This window comes from Algimonas ampicilliniresistens, assembly GCF_030159955.1.
Classification (GTDB): domain Bacteria; phylum Pseudomonadota; class Alphaproteobacteria; order Caulobacterales; family Maricaulaceae; genus Litorimonas; species Litorimonas ampicilliniresistens.
Genome location: NZ_BSNK01000002.1, coordinates 1,504,361 through 1,522,306 on the forward strand (window position 1 = coordinate 1,504,361; position 17,946 = coordinate 1,522,306).

The window sequence follows — 17,946 nt, forward strand, 5'->3', positions numbered from 1 at the left end:
TGTTAATGAAAGTCTATAGTGGAGGCAGGGAACTAGGCGGGCTAGTTTTTATGCTGCTGGGGCCTGCGTGGCGTCGACGACCCCGGCTGTTGATGTAACATCAATCTCTCCAACAATTTTGTAAGTCACCGCACGCACATCGATAGGTTCTTGACACTCCGAACAAATGACTTTGGGATCGAGCGAACTATCGCAAAGTTTATGGGTCAGCAGAAGCGGCGGGCCTTCGGGCGCACAATAATACGTGTCGCCCCACTTCTGCAGCATCAAGAGCGCGTGGTAGTAATCCACGCCCTTGGAGCGCAAACGGTATTCATATCGCGGTGGGTTGCTGTGATATTGTTTGGGACGGATCATGCCGATCTCTTCGAGCCAGGCCAGTCTTTCGGATAAAATGTTCGTCGCTATGGCGGTGTCGGCAAGGATTTCATCAAACCTGTTGATACCTGTATAGATCGAACGCAGGATTAGACTGGACCACCGATCACCCATGATTTGCGCCGCTTGATCCATGAGTGAATTTGATTTCTGTTCGGCGTCGCGGCTACGGCGTCGGCGGCTATAGAGGGCTTTCATTTGACTGACACCCGGACCCTCAGACCACTCGACTTCTTTCGGATCAATCTCAACATTGCAGGCTCCGCAAGCTGGGACTGGATCGAAGACTTTCCCGCAGGTTTTGTGAGTGAGCTCGACAGAAATCTTTCCAGGCTCCTGCCAGCGTCGTTCCCAACGCAGTAGCATAAGGGCCACCCAATATAGGCCCTGGCCCTTTTCAGTCATAATATATTCGTATCGGGGAGGGCTGTCGCAATAGCGCCGTTTTTCCATCAGTCCGGCTTCAACTAGACGCCGGAGGCGACTGGAGAGCGACGCTTTTAACAAACCCGTACGGCGCCGGATCCCATCAAAGCGTTTTCCGCCCAACCAGCTAACTTCTAGGATCAACAGCGTTGGATAATCGCCGACGACTTCAAGGGCACGCCAGATCGAACAGGAACGGATGAATTTTTCTTCCATGACCTCACCTAAATGGGAGTTCATGAACCTCTTGTCTATACGGCGCGTCTTTTCAAACCCGCTCTTAGCCTCATTGACCTCGATTTGGTCTATTTAGTCTGCCGATCCAGGCTTTTTGCAGCGACAAAGAACAGGATGGCACCAATTAGATAGCCGGACACAGCGACAATCACGATGGCGTACCGAATGCCCGATTCGGTTGGGAAGAACGTATCTCCAATCACGGCGGTTAGCGTGGGACCGACGCCAAGACCTATGGCATTGATGACGAACACATAGGCCGCGGAAATGGTTGCCCGCATCCGATTGGGGGCGAGTTGTTGGATAACCGATGGGGCCGCACCCACTGCGACGGCGGCTGCAGAGAAAAACAGAATAAATGAGACGGTTAAGAGAGGGATGCTCCCCGTCAAAGGAAAGAGCAAAGCGCCGAAAGAACCAATAAGGGCTGACCAACCGCAGAAGCGCAATCGGACCTGCGGAGTCCCGCCGCCAATCCGGTCCATGATCGCCCCGCCTCCAATCATGCCGATGAGGCCTCCGACGATCAGCATACCGCCACTGAACCAGCCTGTCGGGGCTAAAGCCATATCGAAGCTGCGCATGAGCATAGCCGGTAGCCAAGAGATCGAGCCCAGCACCGCCAAATTGATTGCCCCTACGGCGACAAAAAGGCTCCAGAAATAAAGCCGATTGTCATGCATGTGGGACAGAACAGCCTTGAAAGGCACGGGCTCAGTCGCAGCTTGTTCCGCTTTAGAAAACCGTCGACGAGGTTCTGGAATAAACAGAAACATAACCGCGATGAGAAGTCCCGGCAGACCAGCAACGAGGAACGCAACTTGCCACGCTTTGATTTCGCCGAGGATCGGAACGCTCACATCACCTGCATTAGCAACCGCTGCCACAACAAAGGCTCCAACCATAAAAGCCAGCCCCGCACCGACGGCTGACCCCAAGCCATAGACACCCATTGGCAAGCCCAGCTTACGCTTCGGGAAACTGTCAGAAATGACCGAATACGCCGCTGGAGACAAAACGGCTTCACCAACGCCGACACCCATGCGGGCTGCGAAGAATTGCCAGAAATTGGTCACGCCCGCGCAAATCGCTGTCATCACGCTCCAAACAAAGACACCGGCCGCAACGATTTTCATGCGGGGGGCTCGGTCGATCAGGCGGCCGATCGGAATGCCGGCGACTGTGTAGAAAAGCGCAAACGCGAAGCCCTGTAACAGTCCGATTTGCGTATCAGACAGTCCGAGATCCGCTTTAATGGGTTCGACCAGAAGCCCGATAATCATCCGATCAATAAAAGAGAATATATAGGCGACAAAGAATGCGGCGACGATGCCCCACGCCATCCAACCACTAGGAAACGGGGTGTCATCCTCATCCAATAAAAGCGTGGGCTCTATGTCGATGTCGCTCATCGAACGGGCCGCCTATCCGAAGTCTTCCTCCAGCCCCAAAGCATGAATCAGTTCAGCCCGATCGTAATATTCGCGCCATTCTTTGACCAAATCGCCTTCGATCTCGAGGATGCCGACCACGGGAACTTTCCCGTAATGGCCATTATAGGTAAATTCGTCGACGCGCTCGATCATGATTACATTGCCCACGCGGCCCATATTCACAATGTGAAGCGTAATGTCGTCAATGCCCGCGCCGAGCCCAACGATGCGTTTTCGAATGGTCTCGCGACCAATGACCGGATCAATCATCATTGAATGAAGGTTCCCGTCTTCGGTAAAGAGGTCAGCGACCAAGTTCCAATCACGCACATTCCAAGCGGTAATCATCTTCTGCACAACGGCAATATCAGGATCGCTTGCGACGAGAGCCTCTTTTTGCTGCATGCTCATCCCGCGGTCTCGATAGTCCGATGTTGATGTCATAGAGTGCGCGCATCCTGCCAAGGTTAACCCGCTCATCGCGGTCAAAAGAATAATCTTGCGAAAAGTCATGGAATTCCCCTCTCGGTATTGTTATGAAAGTTACGTCTGAGGCATGGGGAAGATGTCGTCAAGCCGAATGTTGGTTCAATCGATAACCCACTGAGGGCGCGTGAGGCTTCCCAGATTGCCCCGAGCTTAGTAAGGAAATGCCTGCCATGAACATCGTCCGACACCCGCCCGTAAAAACAACGCTGCAACAGACTAATCATCCTTATCTTACAGGGGCTTGGACACCGCAGTATGAGGAAGTGGATGTTGACGACTTGGAGGTTATTGAGGGCGTTATTCCGGACGACATTGACGGGATTTATCTGCGCAATACCGAGAACCAAGTACACCAGCCGCTAGGTCGCCATCACCCGTTTGATGGCGATGGCATGATTCACCAGATCAGCTTTTCCAAGGGTCGCGCGAGTTATCGGAACAGGTTTATCCGCACACGATGCTTCGAGGCTGAGCAGATTGTGGAAGGCTCACTCTGGGGTGGGTTGATGGATCCAGCTGGCGTTTCGAAACGTCCCGGCTTTGGTGCGCATGGTGGCCTCAAAGATAGTGCAAGCACCGATATCGTTGTTCACGCTGGCAAAGCGCTCGCTACATTCTACCAATGCGGTGAAGGTCATGTGATGGACCCAAACACATTAGATTATGAAGGGCTCGCCCCTTGGGTGCCGCTTGACGGAATCTCGGCTCATCCAAAAGTGGATGAAAGCACCGAAGAATTGATGTTCTTCAATTATAGCAAAACCGCCCCTTACATGCATTACGGCGTGATTGATCGGGACGGAAAACTCGTCACCTATGTGCCGATCGATTTGCCGGGCCCGCGCTTGCCGCATGATATGTCATTCACAGAAAATTGGTCGATCCTCAACGATCTGCCTGTTTTCTGGGACCAAGACTTATTGAAACGCGGAATTCACGCCGTGCGCGCGCATGAGGGTATTCCATCTCGATTTGGTCTGATTCCGCGACATGGGAAGACTGAGGATGTTCGGTGGTTCGAAGCTGATCCGACTTATGTCCTTCACTTTCTTAACGCCTATGAAGAGGGCGACGAAGTGATCTTGGACGGATATTTCCAAGAGGACCCGACCCCCGGACCTATAGAAGGCCACGGCGAACATGGCCATATGATGGGCTTTTTAGATTTGCACAGTATGAAGACTAAGCTTCATCGTTGGCGCTTTAATCTGACGGATGGGACGACGAAAGAAGAGCGCCTATTCGATAAGGTGGTCGAATTTGGCATGGTCAATCAGAGCTATTACGGACGAAAGCATCGCTATATTTACAGCGTGACGTCAAAGCCAGGCTGGTTCCTGTTCACTGGCTTCTACAAGCATGATTTGGAAACCGGTGAGACAGAAGAAATTCATCTGGAGACCGGGCGCTATGCGTCGGAGGCGCCTTTTGCGCCGCGGATCAATGCTAAGTCAGAAGATGATGGTTATCTTGTGAGCTTTATCATTGATGAGAATACGGGCACGTCGGAATGCATTCTAATCGATGCATTGCGTTTCTCAGAAGGGCCAGTTTGCCGCATTAAGCTGCCACACAAAATCAGCAGTGGGACGCACTCGACTTGGGTCGGACGCGACCGACTCTAGAGTTTCGCCGTTACGACATCTCTTAGCGTGTCGCGCACGACCTTATTCATGGCATTGCGCGGCAATCGGTCGACCGTCACGATGAATTCTGGGCGCTTGAAAATCGCCGTTCCCTTATTTTCGAGCCATTGGGAAATATCCAATAATGTAACGGTCTCATTGTCATGCGGCACGACGGCGACGGCGATCCGTTCACCGAGCCGATCATCCGGCAGACCGACGGTTGCGGCCTCTCGGATCTTCGGATGATCGACGATGAGATCATCCAGTTCGGCGGGGGAGATATTGACTCCACCGCGCATGATGATTTCCTTAGACCGTCCGACAAAACTATAGAGGCGCGACAGGGACTCTGTGCCGGCAATCTCAAAAAGATCGCCCGTGCTGAACCATCCGTCTGCATCAAAAGCGCGAGTGTTTAGGTCAGGGCTGTTCCAATAACCGCTGATAATTGTCGCGCCCGCGAGTTGCAGTTCGCCAACCTGACCGGGCTCAGTAATGACTGCGCGTGTGTCCGGATCAATGAGCCGAGATTGCATGACTTCGGCGGCACGGCTATTCCAGCTCACACCGTCAGCCCCAAACCTCGGAAAGTAGCGTGCGCGCTCGGCCGGATCAGGCACTGAACGCGGCGTAGAAAAGAGCGATGAACCCTCATTCGATCCGAACACATTGGTGATCTCAATATTATGGTCAGACTTCCAAGTCTCGATCAGCCAAGGCGACAGCGGTGCCGAGCCCGACGCCACGGCGCGCATGGATGAGATATCGAAACGCTCCATCAGAGCTGGCTGTTTGAGCAGCGCCCCTAGGACAGCTGGCGGGGCAATCGTATACGTGACCCGCTCTGTCTGAATCTGCTCCAGAAAGATACTAATGTCGAAGGGATGATGAAGCACCAGTTTCGCCCCGATCTGCAACCAGGGTAAGACAAGCCCGCCGATCGATCCGATGTTTACGAGGGGAAACGGATTAAGCAGCACGTCGTTAGGCGTCATCTCTGTGGCATCGATAATGACGTCGGCATTGAGCACCCAATGGGCGTGGGATCGCGGCACGCCTTTGGAGCGCGACTCTGTCCCTGACGTCCAGCATATTGTTAGGATTTCGGCGGAGTTGATCGGGTTGTTGGATCGAAAATGCTGAAGCGATACTGTATCTGTCTCACCATTGAGAAGGCCAGATCCGTCATGCATGTGCATATGCATGACGCGCAAGTCGGTTGTCTCGCTCGCCAATTCACGCGCGAGTGCGGCGTGATCGAAACCTGCAAACGTCTCGACAGTGACAAACGCGACGGGTTCAATCCGTTCGATAATATGACGCAACTCGTGCGCGCGATACTGCATCACGACCGGGCTGACGATCAGCCCCAAACGCGCCGCCGCGAGAAAAACGATGACCGCATCCACCGTATTGGGTAGTTGCGCCAGAATGCGGTCGTCCTTCTTCAGACCCGCTTTGATTAGGTTTGACGCAACCTGGTCGACAGCTGCGTCGAGCGTTGCCCAACTTAGTGATTGTGGCGCGTGACCATCCATGTCGATCCGGTTGATCGGATCAACCAAGGCAATGGCATCTGGGCCTGTGGTGATGGCTGCTTTGAACAGATCATCGACGGTGCGGTGATCCCACCACCCCTTGTCCAGATAAGCTGATACAGTCTCTGCATTCGTCAAGATCATGGAATGGGTCCCTATTGCCGGTCCTCAATTAACTCGCTTTCATAAAGATACTGACAGGCAAGGGCAACTCGTCTAGACCGGATTTATGGGAGTGAATGAGGTCAGGCGAGTCATTCAATGGGCGACGGGGTCTATGGGTCGAACAGCGATGCGAATGGTTGTCGATCGGCCCGAGCTGGAGCTGGTTGGCGCTCTGGTTTATTCTGAGAAAAAGGTTGGTGTTGATCTTGGCGAGATGATCCACCGTCCTTCTTTGGGGGTCGCAGCGACTCGTGATCGAGATGAAATTTTTGCATTGGACGCAGACGTGGTGATTCATATGCCACGGATTACTCTGCCATATGATGCCCTTGTGCCGGATGTTGTTCGACTGCTGGAATCTGGCAAGAACGTGATTTCGACAGCGGGATTTCATTGGCCGCAAGCACATGGCGACGCATATGCGGATCGGTTGCGTGATGCGGCCATTAAAGGCGGTGTGACGCTGGCAGGGGTAGGCGTAAACCCGGGCCTTGTGGCCGAGCGCCTTCTGCTCAGTGCAACGGCGATGTCAGTCGAGATCGATGAGCTTCGTTTGTTTGAGACGGTCGATGCATCGGCAATGGCCAGCGGTGCCTTCGTCTTTGACCTAATGGGTCTAGGGTCAGATCCGGACATTCGCGATATTCGAGACGGCCCCTTGGCGAAGCTTTACGGCGCGCTGTTTTCCGAGGTCCTATACTTTTGCGCGCATCATTTGGGCAGTCGGATAAGTTCTATCGAACCGCACCATGAACTCACTTTGGCGCCCCATGATATTACATTGATCCCAGGAACAATCGCCAAAGGGACTGTGGCGGCGACGGAATGGAATTGGCGGGCCATGCTCGAAAACGGAACCGTTCTGATCCTATCCATCATTTGGACGGCAGATCCGTCGCTGCATGATAGCGATAAGCAAGGACACTGGACGTTGAAGGTCGTCGGGCGGCCCAACATCACCATGACGCTTGATATTTCAGAGGCGGATCCAACCAAGCCGCCATCGCGCGCTCTGACGGACGCCGTCTGCGCAGTGGCGATCAATGCCATCCCCGCCGTGTGCGCCGCGCCGCCGGGATTATTCGCCTTCGACCCGATCGGACTCGCTTAGATGGATGTTTATATTCAGGATTGTTTGCGCACACCACGCGGCAAGGGGCGTCCGACTGGCGGGCTGGCGCAGGAAACGCCACATGGCTTGATCGGTCATCTGGTGGATGCATTTGAGAACCGGGCCGGACTGTCGCGCGACCACGTTGACGGGCTGACGCTTGGTTGTGTCGGTCAAGTTGATGCGCAGGGCGGTCACGTCGCAATGACAGCGAAAATACACGCAGACCTGACCCCAAGCTGCACGGCTCATTCGGTTAATAATTTTTGCGCCTCTGGGCTCACGGCGATTGGGCTTGCAGCGGCGGCAATTCAGTGCGGACATTCTGGTCAGGCTTTGGCGGGCGGGGTCGAAATGCTGTCCCGCGTTCCATTCATGGCGGATAAGGCAAGCTATTATTCGGATCAGGATTTTTCGCGGAATAAGCGCTACATCCCTGTGGCGCTTGCGGCTGATATGTTAGCCGAAGCACACAATATCTCGCGCGAAACTATGGACGCTATTGCACTCCGTTCGCAGCAACGTGCACTTGCCGCCGACGCAGACCCGGCCTTGCAAGCGTCTCGTATCGCCGTAGGCGGTCTCAACCGAGACGAAGCTATTCGCCCAACAGACGCGGAGACTCTGGCCAAGCAACGACCGGCTTTTGCTGCGATCGCCGAAGAGTTCGCGCACGCGCTCAGCGGTGAGGCCATTGACCACCGTATGACCAAATCCCACGCCCCGCCTATGACAGATGGTGCTGCGCTGGCTCTACTCGGCGGCAAGGACAGTTTTGCTTCGCCCCGCGCGCGCATCGTGGCTTTCGCGGAAGCGGGCGGGGCCGCCCGACCGTCTTTACTGGCTGGCATCGCCGCCATGAAGACCGTGCTGGCGCGGGCAGGAATGGATTTGGCGCAAATGGACCGGATTGAATTCATGGAAGCCTTCGCCCCACCCGTGGCGATTTTCGAACGGGATTTCGTGCCTGATATATCCAAGGTTAATGTCGGGGGCGGCCATATTGCCAAAGGTCATCCAATGGGCGCGACCGGGGCTATTTTGCTCTCGACTTTGTTGGATGCGCTAGACTTCGCAGAGGGTCGTTTCGGGTTGGTGGTCGTCACAGGGGCCCAAGGCGCAGGTGCCGCCATTATTGTGGAGCGTTTGCGATGACACCAGATCATTTACTGTCGCTACGCCTTCCAGTGATGGTTGCGCCGATGTTTCTTGTCTCGGGACCAGAGATGGTCATTGCAAGCGCACGAAGTGGTGTGATCGGGGCTTTCCCCACGCCCAATTGTCGAACCGGTGAGCAGCTTGATGACTGGATGACCCAGATTGTGGCTGAGACGAAGGATGCGCCCGGATTGTGGGCGGCGAACCTCGTCACCCACCGGACCAATACGAGGCTGGCGGATGATCTGGCGCTGGTCGCTAAGCACAAACCGCCAGTCGTTATAACGGCGCTGGGTAGTCCAGCTCCGGCTATCTCGGTCGTGCATGGCTATGGCGGTATTGTGCTGGCTGACATCACGTCACCTACTTTGGGACTTAAGGCTGCTGCAGCGGGCGCGGACGGATTGGTCGCTGTGTCCTCTGGAGCTGGCGGTCATACAGGCACATTGTCGCCCTTTGCCTTCATCTCAGAATTACGCTCCATGTTTGATGGTTTAATCTGCGTTGGCGGCGCAATTTCTGATGGGGCGGGCGTTGCAGGTGCGGTCGCGGCAGGCGCGGATATTGTTTATATGGGCACGCGCTTTCTTGCCGCAGAGGAAAGCTTAGCCGTCCCAGATTACAAACGTATGGTGGTTGACGCGCAGCTGACGGATATTGTCGTGAGCGATATCGTCACAGGCACAGCCGCCTCTTGGCTCCGGCCATCGCTAGAAGCCAATGGCTATGATCTCAGCGGCGAAGCCAAGGCGGTCACACGCAATTATGGCGGACCAGATGTTGGTAAGCGCTGGAAAGATGTCTGGGCCGCAGGCCAGGGCGTTGGCGCGATCGAGGCGAGTGAGCCAGTCGCCAAAATTACTGATCAGATTGAGCAGGAATTCAAAGCGGCCCAGAAACGATTGGCCGCCTACGGAGGCTCTAGCTAAGTCTTTTTCGGCGGCATTGGAATAAAGCCGGATGTCCGTTTGACATAGTCAGCATAACCGGGACGAGTCTTGTGCAAGCGACCTTCGACCGTCGGCGCGCCGCTCCACTTCATCAACGTCCAGGTTAGAAGAACTGGCCCAGGGAGAGCGAACAGCCCGTAAGGCGTCTCCGCTGCAATCAAGAATAGACCCCACCAGACACAGGCGTCGCCGAAATAGTTGGGATGGCGCGTGTAACGCCACAGACCCTTATCCATCACCTGACCCGCATTCGCTGGATCGCTTTTGAAGCGAACTAATTGCGCATCGCCAATTGTTTCAAACAAGATGCCGACGATGGCCAGCACAATGCCGCAGATCGCGAGTAGGCCAATCGGTACTGAACTGCCCACCTGCCCCAACTGAACGGGCAAGCAGACGATGAATAATAATGGCGCTTGTGTGGCGAAAACGAGAAGCGCTGTAGCTTTGCCAAAACCCCAACCGCGGTCTCTTTGCGCTTTGCCGATAAGCGCCTGATAGCGACGGTCGGGACCATGATCGCGCCAGCGCCACAACATGTAGCCGCCGAGCCTCAACCCCCAAGCCGAACAGAGACCGAGCAGGATCCATTTCCGCATATGTGTGCCATCAGTCAGGAAAAAGGTCGTGGTCGCCAGAACCACCATGCCAAAAGCCCAAACACTGTCGATAGGTGTGACGTCCCGCGTCTTCAGGCAAATCAGCCACAAGATGATGAAGCCTCCGACGAGGATCAGTGCGTTGGTCAATAGAAGGGAGAGAGGGGACATGGTGGGTTCCGGGTCTAGGGGACGCTGTGGATGGCAGGGGACGGCGAGTCGGCGTAAAGCGCGTCCAGAATATCGACCCTGTTTTTCAACACGGCGCGGCGATTGATCGTGCCTTTGTCAGACACTTCATGCGCAGCTGGGCTAGGGGGCTGGTCCAGCAGCGTAAACCGACGGATGGTCGTGGATTGTCCGCCCGGACCCGCATTGAACCGCGCGATAGTGTCAGCAATTCGTTCGGCCGCTCCGTCAGCTCCGCCGGGTCGAGCCCAGATCATCGCGGTCAGAAATGGGCGGTTCGCGTCGCACAGCACCAGTTCCAGAACGTCGTCCGTGAGCGCACTCAGCAGCTTCGCTTTGAGCTCACCGCCATAGACCCAGCCACCGTTCAGCAGCTTAAATTCCTCTGCGAGCCGACCAGCGAAGGCGAGCCCTTCATCAAGATTATCGTCCGCGACGAACCGTGCCAGATCGCCCGTTCGGTAGAAGCCGTCTGCGTCAAATGCCTCGGCATTTTTCTCTGGTGCGTTGAGGTAGCCGGACATGAGGTTGGGGCCTTTAAGCCGGACTTCATAACGGTCATCCGATGGGATCAGTTTCATGATAACGCCGGGGCAGGGTAGGCCGATGCCGACTTTGCGGGTCGGGTAATGGATAGTCAGACAACCCGAGACGGTTTCGGTCATGCCATAGCCGGTGGTCATGTGGATCCGGCAGCCTGTTTCCTCAACGGCCATTGCCTGCAGACGGTCATAAACGTCTTGCGATAGGCCTGCGCCGCCATAGAGCATCAATCGCATTTTGGAAAAGAAGTTGCGTTTTAGTGCGGCGTCCGTTTCCATCGCCTCGACCAGCATGGCGTAGCCTGTCGGGACATTGTTGAAATAGGTGATCGGAATTTCGGTCAGATTTCGGATGGTCGTATCGATCAATCCGGGCAGGGGTTTACCCGCATCGATATAAAGGCTGCCGCCGAAGACGAGGCATGATCGCAGGACCGACATGCCTGCCGCATGGTGCCAAGGCAGCCAGTCGAGCATCACATCATCCCATCCGGCGGCGCGCCCAACGGCCGCGTAAGTTTGAGCCGTGTTCGCCGCCAGAGCAGCCATGGTCAGTGTGACGACTTTTGGCAGACCCGTCGAACCGGATGTCATCATATATGTGCAGATATCCTGCGGATTGATCGCGGCGATGGACTCAGAGACGTCGTTGCGTGTTTCCGTATCGTAGATATCTGAGAGGGCAGTTGCGGCGCGAGAGAAATTATCAGGCTGCGGCGTAATGATCGGAACATTCGCTCCGATTACATGCTCCACAGCGGTGACGAAGGCTGGGTTGCCAGAGACATAGACCCCCGCAGGATTGGTCAGGTCGGCCACATGACGCAAGCGGGTTGGGTCCGGGACCATCGCAAAAGAGGGGCTGACAGGCGTGTGGATCAAGCCTGCGCAGTAACAGGCGATGTTCAGGATCGCTGCATCGAGACTGTTTTCCGAGACCACCATAAAGGCCCGTCCCCGCGGCAGTGTGTCGATTATCCATTGTGCCGCAGAGCGGACTTTTGATTGAAATTGGCCGTAAGTTAGTTGCTCCCAGCCGTCGTTTAAGCCCCTCTCAGCGAGGGCCAGAACATCGGGCTGGCTTTCAGCCATGCCAAAGATCGCTGCGACAAGATTGGGATCATGCGGCGGCATTGGAACAGATGAATGCAACACAATCGTACCGTCCGATGACCGCTCAACCGTAAGGTCGACAGGCATAAACTCTGCGTCACGGAACGGCGCGTCCCGGTAATCACTTTTGTTTGTCATTTAGCGGGGCGGTTGATGAGTTCCTTGACTTGATCCGGGTATGGATTTCCGGCCTTCATGGAATCGATGACAGCGCGATCAATATAGTCGCGCCAGCCGACAATTTTATTGCCTTTAAATTCGATAACACCCGCATAAGGTGCGGCCACGTCAGTCCCGTCCGGAGTCGTATATTCATCGACGCCTTCCACGAACAAACGGTCCGCGGTTTCGGCGTGTTCGAAGATACGCCAACGAACATCCAGCACACCGGGACCAAACCGATCCAAAAATGCACGGGCTTCCGCTTTACCGCGTGCGGGCGGGGCAATGGCAGCGGCATAGTGCCAAACTATATCTTCATCCATCGCTGCCATGACAGCGTCAACATCCTTGCGTGTCCACGCTTCGATCACGGACTTAAATTGCTGAAATCTCTTATCTGACACGTCGGTACTCCCCAATGGATGTGTTGTTTTAGTGCAGGCTGTTGCGGCCAGGCTGGCTGATAGGATGAGAACGTCTCTTCGTCCCAACATCAGGCTGCAGTCTCGACGATGAAGCTGACTGTGGTGGTCGTGGATCCGCCTATGTTGAGCGTCTGCACCCTGTTGGCACTCTCAACCTGATAGTCGCCCGCGGTGTTGGTGACTTGCTTGGCCGCGTCGAGGACCATGCGAACCCCTGTCGCACCCACAGGATGACCGAGACCAATCAGCCCGCCGGATGGATTGACCGGAATGCGGCCCCCCATTTCAATGCTGCCGTCCTCAACAGCTTTCCAAGCTTCACCTGGCGCCGTGATGCCAAGATGGTCGACCGCCATATATTCAGTCATGGCGAAGCAATCATGGGTCTCTACCAGATCAAGATCATCGATGCTGTTGACGCCCGAACGTTGTCGCGCGTCCAGCACGGCGCGGCGGACTTGCGGAAACACATAATCATCATTCGCGCTGGCTTCGACCTTGCGTTGGTAAGAGATTGGCGCAGAGCGATGACCCCAACCCGTAATACGGGGCAGGGATTCTAATGCGACCCCATGTTCATCGGCGTAGCGCTTCGCACGCGCTTCGGACGCTAAGAAGACAACCGCCGCGCCGTCCGTGACCTGTCCGCAATCCATCTTGCGCGTTCGCCCTTCAATGACCGGATTGGCGTCGTCATCCGCGGTGAAGTTATCAGGCGTGAAGGTCCAATTGCGAGTTTGCGCATTAGGGTTACGCTTAGCATTGTCGAAGTTGATCTCCGAAATTCGCATCAAGTGATCATAGTTCAACCCGTAACGTCTCTCATACTCCTCCGCGAGATCAGAAAAGGACCGCGGCCAGATATATTTGGCGTCTTGATATTCATGACCCCGCCAAGCGGCCGCGCCCAAATAGTCGGCGGCGACATGGCCAGGAACATTGCGCATCTGTTCGAGCCCCAGAACGCAGGCCAAGCCATAACGTCCTGCTTCGATTTCGCTCATCGCTGCTAGGATCGCGATACTGCCGGACGCACAGGCGGCCTCATGTCGGGCAGTGGGCAGACCGTCTAAAGTAGTATCCGCCATGCCGAAAAAGCCGCCCAATAGGCCCTGACCGGCAAATAATTCCGCGACGAAATTGCCGACATGTCCGGTTTCGATGTCGCTGGCATCAAGTTTGGCTGACTCGAGGCCAGAGTGAAGCGTTTCGGAAAATGCCTGCTCAATATCAAGGTTTTCTCGGGCCCAGTTTTTTGAAAAGTCGGTCTGGGTTCCGCCGAGAATGTACACATGCTTTGTTGTCATAGAGGGTATCTTTATACAAGTATGGATGAATTGAAAGGGTGCGTGGGCACGAAATTGCTTTTTCGACCTGTTTTGAGGGTAAGGTTACAGGCTTAAATGGCCGCTCTGCGCTCAATCCCGTTGTAATATTCAAAGTCTGTGCGCAGCGCCAAATGGACCGTCAACGACAGGCAAAAACGCACTGGGTCTGATCTTGAGCAAGCAAAGATCGGTGCTAATTGGCGCAATGTGTGTGCTGACCGCATACCTGAAAACGATCTTGCCTCAGCCAGTCGGTCCGACCATAACCCGCCGATTCTAATGATGGACTGGGCCGCTTCATCGAAGCAGGCCAGTCCCGCGAGATTGTCTTAAAGGATCCTCGGACTGTGTGCCCAGCAAAAGTAAATGATCGATATGATCGTGGCTTCATCATCCCGATCGGCGGTGGAGAGAAGAAGGTCAAAACTTCTTCTATCTTGAACCGTTTTATTGAACTTTCCGGCGGGCGAGACGCCCGTATCGTGATTATACCGACCGCGTCCCGGCTAGAGGATACGGGGGACCGCTATCTTGAAGTGTTTACCGAGATCGGGGTCAAGAGTGTGAGCGTCGTTTCGCTGGATCAGCGTGAAGACTGCGAGGATATGATTAAGCTCGCAAAGCTCGAAGACGCGACAGGCATTTTCATGACGGGCGGTGATCAGCTGAGGCTCTCGACCATCATCGGTGGAACGTCAGTATCCAAACTAATGCGCAAGGCAAATTCCGAAGGTGTTCATATTGCGGGGACTTCGGCGGGCGCAGCGTTTATTCCCGAACATATGATTGCGTTTGGCCGCGGCGGCGCCACGCCGAAAAGCGGTTTAGCGACCCTTGCGCCAGGATTGGGCCTGACAAACAAAGTCATCATTGATCAGCATTTTCGCGAACGCGGTCGTTTGGGTCGCCTCCTATCGGCCTTGGCCTATAATCCATTTGCAATCGGTTTAGGCGTTGATGAAGACACGGCCGCCTTCATCGGCCCCGATGATGTGATCGAAGTAATCGGAAGCGGTGGAATAACCGTCATCGACCCCACAGATTTGCAACATTCTTCAATGGCGGACGTCGGTCGCTTAAAACCCGTTTGTCTAATTGGTATAAGGCTGCATATATTGCTGGACGGGGGGCGCTACGATCTCTCGACGCGTGAAGCGAGTCCTGCATCTGGATAAGGGCCCAGATATAATGGACGTTGGGAGAGACTATGAAAATCCTTGAAACGTCCGTTTACAGAGGGCCCAATGTTTACGCTCTCTTTCCTGTCGTCCGCCACAAAGTCGATATTGGTGTGCTGGAAGACTGGCCCACTGGACGTCTCGGAGAAAGTTTTACCAATCCTCTGATCGCCGCTCTACCGAGCTTGCATGAACATGGCTGTTCTTACGGTGTCGCGGGCGGGTTCATACGACGCCTGCGCGAAGGTGAAGGCACATGGTTTGCCCATGTTTGGGAACATGTTGCGATTGAAATCCAAAATATCGCGGGTGCTGATGTCACATTCGGCAAAACCCGTAGCGCCGATGAGCCCGGCGTTTACAACATGGTTTTCGAATTTGAAGAAGAACGAGTTGGTCTAGAGGCTGCCGACCTTGCGATGAAGTTTCTGACCTCGCTTTTGCCGAATGAGTTGGTCGACCCGGAGAACCAAATTGAGGATTTCGACTTCGAGGCTGAACTCGAAAGCTTCATCCGCAGCGCGCAAAGACTAGCATTGGGACCGAGTACTGCCTCGCTCGTGAAAGCCGCAAAGGACCGCGATATTCCGTATATGCGGCTGAATAATTACAGCAGCCTGATCCAGCTTGGTCATGGTCGATATCAGAAACGCATTCAGGCCACGATTACGAGCGAGACAAATTACATCTCCGTCGAACTGGCGTCAGATAAGGATGAGACGAATAAAATCCTCGCCGACCTCGGTCTGCCAGTACCCAAGCAATATCTGGTTCGCAGCCGCGAAGATGCTCTGCGAGCAGCCAAACGACTGGGCTTTCCCGTCGTCATCAAGCCGCTTGATGGTAATCATGGGCGAGGAATTTCGATTGAACTTGAAGAGGATGAACAGATTCTCGAAGGCTTCGATTTTGCTAAGGAACATAGTCGAAGCCGAAGCATCATCGTCGAGACTTTCATAAAAGGGTTCGATCACCGCATGCTGGTTGTCAATGATGACCTCGTGGCCGTGTCCAAGCGTGTTCCGGGTCACGTCATTGGAGACGGTAAGAGCACGGTGAGCGAGCTGATTGATGAGGTCAATTCAGATCCGCGCCGGGGCGTTGGTCATGAGAAAGTGCTGACGCGTCTTGAGCTTGACGCCAAGGCACTCGAGCATCTGGAAGAGAAGAATTACACGCCTAAGACTGTCTTGGCGGACGGTGAAGAACTCTATCTGCGATCTACGGCCAATCTGTCGACGGGGGGCACCGCGATCGATGTCACCGATATCGTCCACCCCGATAATCGTGAGATGGCGGTCCGGGCGGTTAAGGCGATTGGTTTGGATATTGGCGGCGTGGATTTCCTTTCGGCCGATATTTCGCAATCTTACAAAGATAATGGCGCAGGGATCTGTGAAATTAACGCTGCGCCGGGCTTCCGGATGCATGTCGCACCATCGGAAGGGAAACCGCGTGACGTCGCTGGCGCCGTGATGAACATGCTGTTTCCGGAAAACTCTCCAGCCCGGATTCCGATGATTTCGATCACTGGGACAAATGGTAAAACGACAACCGCGCGCATGATCTCTCACATCTGCAAAATGAGCGGTCATACGGTCGGATTAGCGACGACTGACGGCGTTTATATTAATGGCAATCTGACGGTCAAAGGCGACCTGACCGGGCCTATGTCAGCGCAAATGGTATTGCGTGACCCTACGGTTGATGTGGCGGTGCTGGAAACGGCGCGTGGCGGTATGGTGCGCAGCGGTATGGGTTACCGACATTGCGATATTGGTGCGGTCTTGAATATTTCAGCCGATCATCTGGGCCTGAAAGGCGTGGATACGCTGGAGGACATGGCGCGCGTCAAACGTCTGGTCGTAGAAATCGCGCGCGACACCGCCGTGCTCAATGCTGATGATGAACACTGTCTCAAGATGGCGGAACATACGGACGCCAAGAACATCTGTTATGTGACCATGCATGCGACCCACCCTCTGGTGAAAGAGCATATCCGGGTCGGCGGTCGTGCCGTCGTGCTCGAACAAGGCATCAATGGCCAGATGATCACTATTTATGAAAAGTGCGCGCACATCCCATTGATGTGGACGCATCTTATCCCGTCTACGATGGAAGGTCGGGCCATGCACAATGTGAACAATGCCATGTTTGCGGCAGGTATTGCTTTCAGCATGGGTAAAAGTCTTGAAGACATACGGCATGGTTTGTCCTCATTCGCGACAAGCTTCTCGCAAGCGCCGGGACGGATGAATGTTTTCGATGAACATCCCTTCAAAGTCATTCTTGATTATGCTCACAACCCGGCCGCGATTGAGGCGATGACGAACCTCGTCGATCAGCTTACCCCTGCCGGTAAACGCATCGGTGTTTTTGCCCTTCCGGGCGATCGCCGTGATGAGGATATGGCGGAAGCCGCGCGAATTATCGCAGGCCATTATGATCACTACATCTGTAAGCGAGATGACAACCCCCGAGGGCGTGGTCCTGACGAGGTTCCTCAGATCATCAAAGCCGCACTCCTAGAAAACGGGGTTGCCGAAAAAGATATCAGCGTAATTCCGTCGGAAGAAGCTGCCGTCGATGCGGCCCTTCGTATGGCAGGTGCAGGAGATCTCGTCGTCGTCTTCGGGGATGAGATTTCACGGTGCTGGAAGCAGATTATCTATTTCAACCGCCCTCACAATTCCAATCCGGGCTATGAAGAGTCGGCCTCAAATAGAATGGATGATGACGGCACGCCTGATAGCTATGAGACTCTCGAAAGTCGTCCTGATGGGGATGACAGCGAGGATCACCCTACCTCCGTAGATCTGGAAGGCATGAAATTGATACGCGATAAGCGGGGTGTTCGATTGGCCGTTGAACCGGAAGAGTCGGACTGATCCTCAATC

At 54.7% G+C, this 17,946-nt stretch carries 14 protein-coding genes; 6 read left to right on the plus strand and 8 right to left on the minus strand.

Translation table 11 applies throughout. From position 1 onward, the window contains the following. Positions 1–48: 48 nt before the first annotated feature. From QQL54_RS15145 to QQL54_RS15155, 3 genes are all read right to left on the minus strand, one after another. Positions 49–1,044, minus strand: coding sequence for a winged helix-turn-helix transcriptional regulator (locus QQL54_RS15145; protein WP_284392359.1), 996 nt, complete (start codon positions 1,042–1,044; stop codon positions 49–51). Positions 1,045–1,109: 65 nt separating this feature from the next. Continuing rightward, the gene (locus tag QQL54_RS15150; RefSeq protein ID WP_284392361.1) at positions 1,110–2,453 is read right to left on the minus strand and encodes an MFS transporter; all 1,344 of its coding nucleotides are present in this window, start codon (positions 2,451–2,453) and stop codon (positions 1,110–1,112) included. Positions 2,454–2,465: 12 nt separating this feature from the next. Next, on the minus strand, positions 2,466–2,987 hold the full coding sequence (locus QQL54_RS15155; RefSeq protein ID WP_284392362.1) for a nuclear transport factor 2 family protein: 522 nt from the start codon (positions 2,985–2,987) through the stop codon (positions 2,466–2,468). A 146-nt stretch (positions 2,988–3,133) separates the two neighbouring features. Here QQL54_RS15155 and QQL54_RS15160 point away from each other — a divergent pair, with 146 nt between their 5' ends. Further along, complete coding sequence (locus QQL54_RS15160; RefSeq protein ID WP_284392364.1) at positions 3,134–4,588, plus strand: carotenoid oxygenase family protein; 1,455 nt, start codon at positions 3,134–3,136, stop codon at positions 4,586–4,588. Here the strand turns inward: QQL54_RS15160 and QQL54_RS15165 are convergent. Next, positions 4,585–6,273, minus strand: coding sequence for a class I adenylate-forming enzyme family protein (locus QQL54_RS15165; RefSeq protein WP_284392366.1), 1,689 nt, complete (start codon positions 6,271–6,273; stop codon positions 4,585–4,587). The two genes, QQL54_RS15160 and QQL54_RS15165, sit on opposite strands and share 4 nt — an antisense overlap. A 133-nt stretch (positions 6,274–6,406) precedes the next feature. Between QQL54_RS15165 and QQL54_RS15170 the strand changes: the two genes are divergently transcribed. The 3 genes from QQL54_RS15170 to QQL54_RS15180 are packed head-to-tail and all read left to right on the plus strand — an operon-like array spanning position 6,407 to position 9,492. Further along, on the plus strand, positions 6,407–7,405 hold the full coding sequence (locus QQL54_RS15170) for an NAD(P)H-dependent amine dehydrogenase family protein (RefSeq protein WP_284392370.1): 999 nt from the start codon (positions 6,407–6,409) through the stop codon (positions 7,403–7,405). Next, positions 7,406–8,560, plus strand: a complete 1,155-nt coding sequence (locus QQL54_RS15175; RefSeq protein ID WP_284392371.1) for an acetyl-CoA C-acyltransferase — start codon at positions 7,406–7,408, stop codon at positions 8,558–8,560. Beyond that, positions 8,557–9,492: an NAD(P)H-dependent flavin oxidoreductase gene (locus QQL54_RS15180; RefSeq protein ID WP_284392373.1), complete on the plus strand. Its 936-nt coding sequence runs from the start codon at positions 8,557–8,559 to the stop codon at positions 9,490–9,492. The genes QQL54_RS15175 and QQL54_RS15180 overlap by 4 nt, the downstream gene beginning before the upstream one ends. On the opposite strand, the gene QQL54_RS15185 is transcribed toward QQL54_RS15180, so the two are convergent. The 4 genes from QQL54_RS15185 to QQL54_RS15200 all read right to left on the minus strand — a co-directional run bounded on the left by QQL54_RS15185 (position 9,489) and on the right by QQL54_RS15200 (position 13,850). Next, a complete protein-coding gene (locus QQL54_RS15185) occupies positions 9,489–10,283 on the minus strand; it encodes a DUF1295 domain-containing protein (RefSeq protein WP_284392375.1) in 795 nt (264 codons plus the stop codon). The two genes, QQL54_RS15180 and QQL54_RS15185, sit on opposite strands and share 4 nt — an antisense overlap. 14 nt (positions 10,284–10,297) lie before the next feature. After that, entirely contained in the window at positions 10,298–12,094 is a 1,797-nt protein-coding gene (locus tag QQL54_RS15190) for an AMP-binding protein (RefSeq protein WP_284392377.1), read from the minus strand. After that, on the minus strand, positions 12,091–12,522 hold the full coding sequence (locus QQL54_RS15195) for a nuclear transport factor 2 family protein (RefSeq protein WP_284392379.1): 432 nt from the start codon (positions 12,520–12,522) through the stop codon (positions 12,091–12,093). Before QQL54_RS15195 ends, QQL54_RS15190 begins: the two co-directional genes overlap by 4 nt. Positions 12,523–12,611: 89 nt before the next feature. Continuing rightward, on the minus strand, positions 12,612–13,850 hold the full coding sequence (locus tag QQL54_RS15200) for an acetyl-CoA acetyltransferase (protein ID WP_284392381.1): 1,239 nt from the start codon (positions 13,848–13,850) through the stop codon (positions 12,612–12,614). Positions 13,851–14,218: 368 nt separating this feature from the next. Between QQL54_RS15200 and QQL54_RS15205 the strand changes: the two genes are divergently transcribed. After that, on the plus strand, positions 14,219–15,046 hold the full coding sequence (locus QQL54_RS15205; RefSeq protein ID WP_284392383.1) for a cyanophycinase: 828 nt from the start codon (positions 14,219–14,221) through the stop codon (positions 15,044–15,046). A 32-nt stretch (positions 15,047–15,078) separates the two neighbouring features. Further along, positions 15,079–17,937: a cyanophycin synthetase gene (gene cphA / locus QQL54_RS15210; protein WP_284392385.1), complete on the plus strand. Its 2,859-nt coding sequence runs from the start codon at positions 15,079–15,081 to the stop codon at positions 17,935–17,937. Positions 17,938–17,946: the final 9 nt, after the last annotated feature.

Excerpts from the sequence above, each read along its gene's own strand:
- QQL54_RS15145 (WP_284392359.1), bottom strand. The coding sequence starts at position 1,044 with ATGAACTCCCATTTAGGTGAGGTCATGGAAGAAAAATTCATCCGTTCC.
- QQL54_RS15150 (WP_284392361.1), bottom strand. The coding sequence starts at position 2,453 with ATGAGCGACATCGACATAGAGCCCACGCTTTTATTGGATGAGGATGAC.
- QQL54_RS15155 (WP_284392362.1), bottom strand. The coding sequence starts at position 2,987 with ATGACTTTTCGCAAGATTATTCTTTTGACCGCGATGAGCGGGTTAACC.
- QQL54_RS15160 (WP_284392364.1), top strand. The coding sequence starts at position 3,134 with ATGAACATCGTCCGACACCCGCCCGTAAAAACAACGCTGCAACAGACT.
- QQL54_RS15165 (WP_284392366.1), bottom strand. The coding sequence starts at position 6,273 with ATGATCTTGACGAATGCAGAGACTGTATCAGCTTATCTGGACAAGGGG.
- QQL54_RS15170 (WP_284392370.1), top strand. The coding sequence starts at position 6,407 with ATGGGTCGAACAGCGATGCGAATGGTTGTCGATCGGCCCGAGCTGGAG.
- QQL54_RS15175 (WP_284392371.1), top strand. The coding sequence starts at position 7,406 with ATGGATGTTTATATTCAGGATTGTTTGCGCACACCACGCGGCAAGGGG.
- QQL54_RS15180 (WP_284392373.1), top strand. The coding sequence starts at position 8,557 with ATGACACCAGATCATTTACTGTCGCTACGCCTTCCAGTGATGGTTGCG.
- QQL54_RS15185 (WP_284392375.1), bottom strand. The coding sequence starts at position 10,283 with ATGTCCCCTCTCTCCCTTCTATTGACCAACGCACTGATCCTCGTCGGA.
- QQL54_RS15190 (WP_284392377.1), bottom strand. The coding sequence starts at position 12,094 with ATGACAAACAAAAGTGATTACCGGGACGCGCCGTTCCGTGACGCAGAG.
- QQL54_RS15200 (WP_284392381.1), bottom strand. The coding sequence starts at position 13,850 with ATGACAACAAAGCATGTGTACATTCTCGGCGGAACCCAGACCGACTTT.
- cphA (WP_284392385.1), top strand. The coding sequence starts at position 15,079 with ATGAAAATCCTTGAAACGTCCGTTTACAGAGGGCCCAATGTTTACGCT.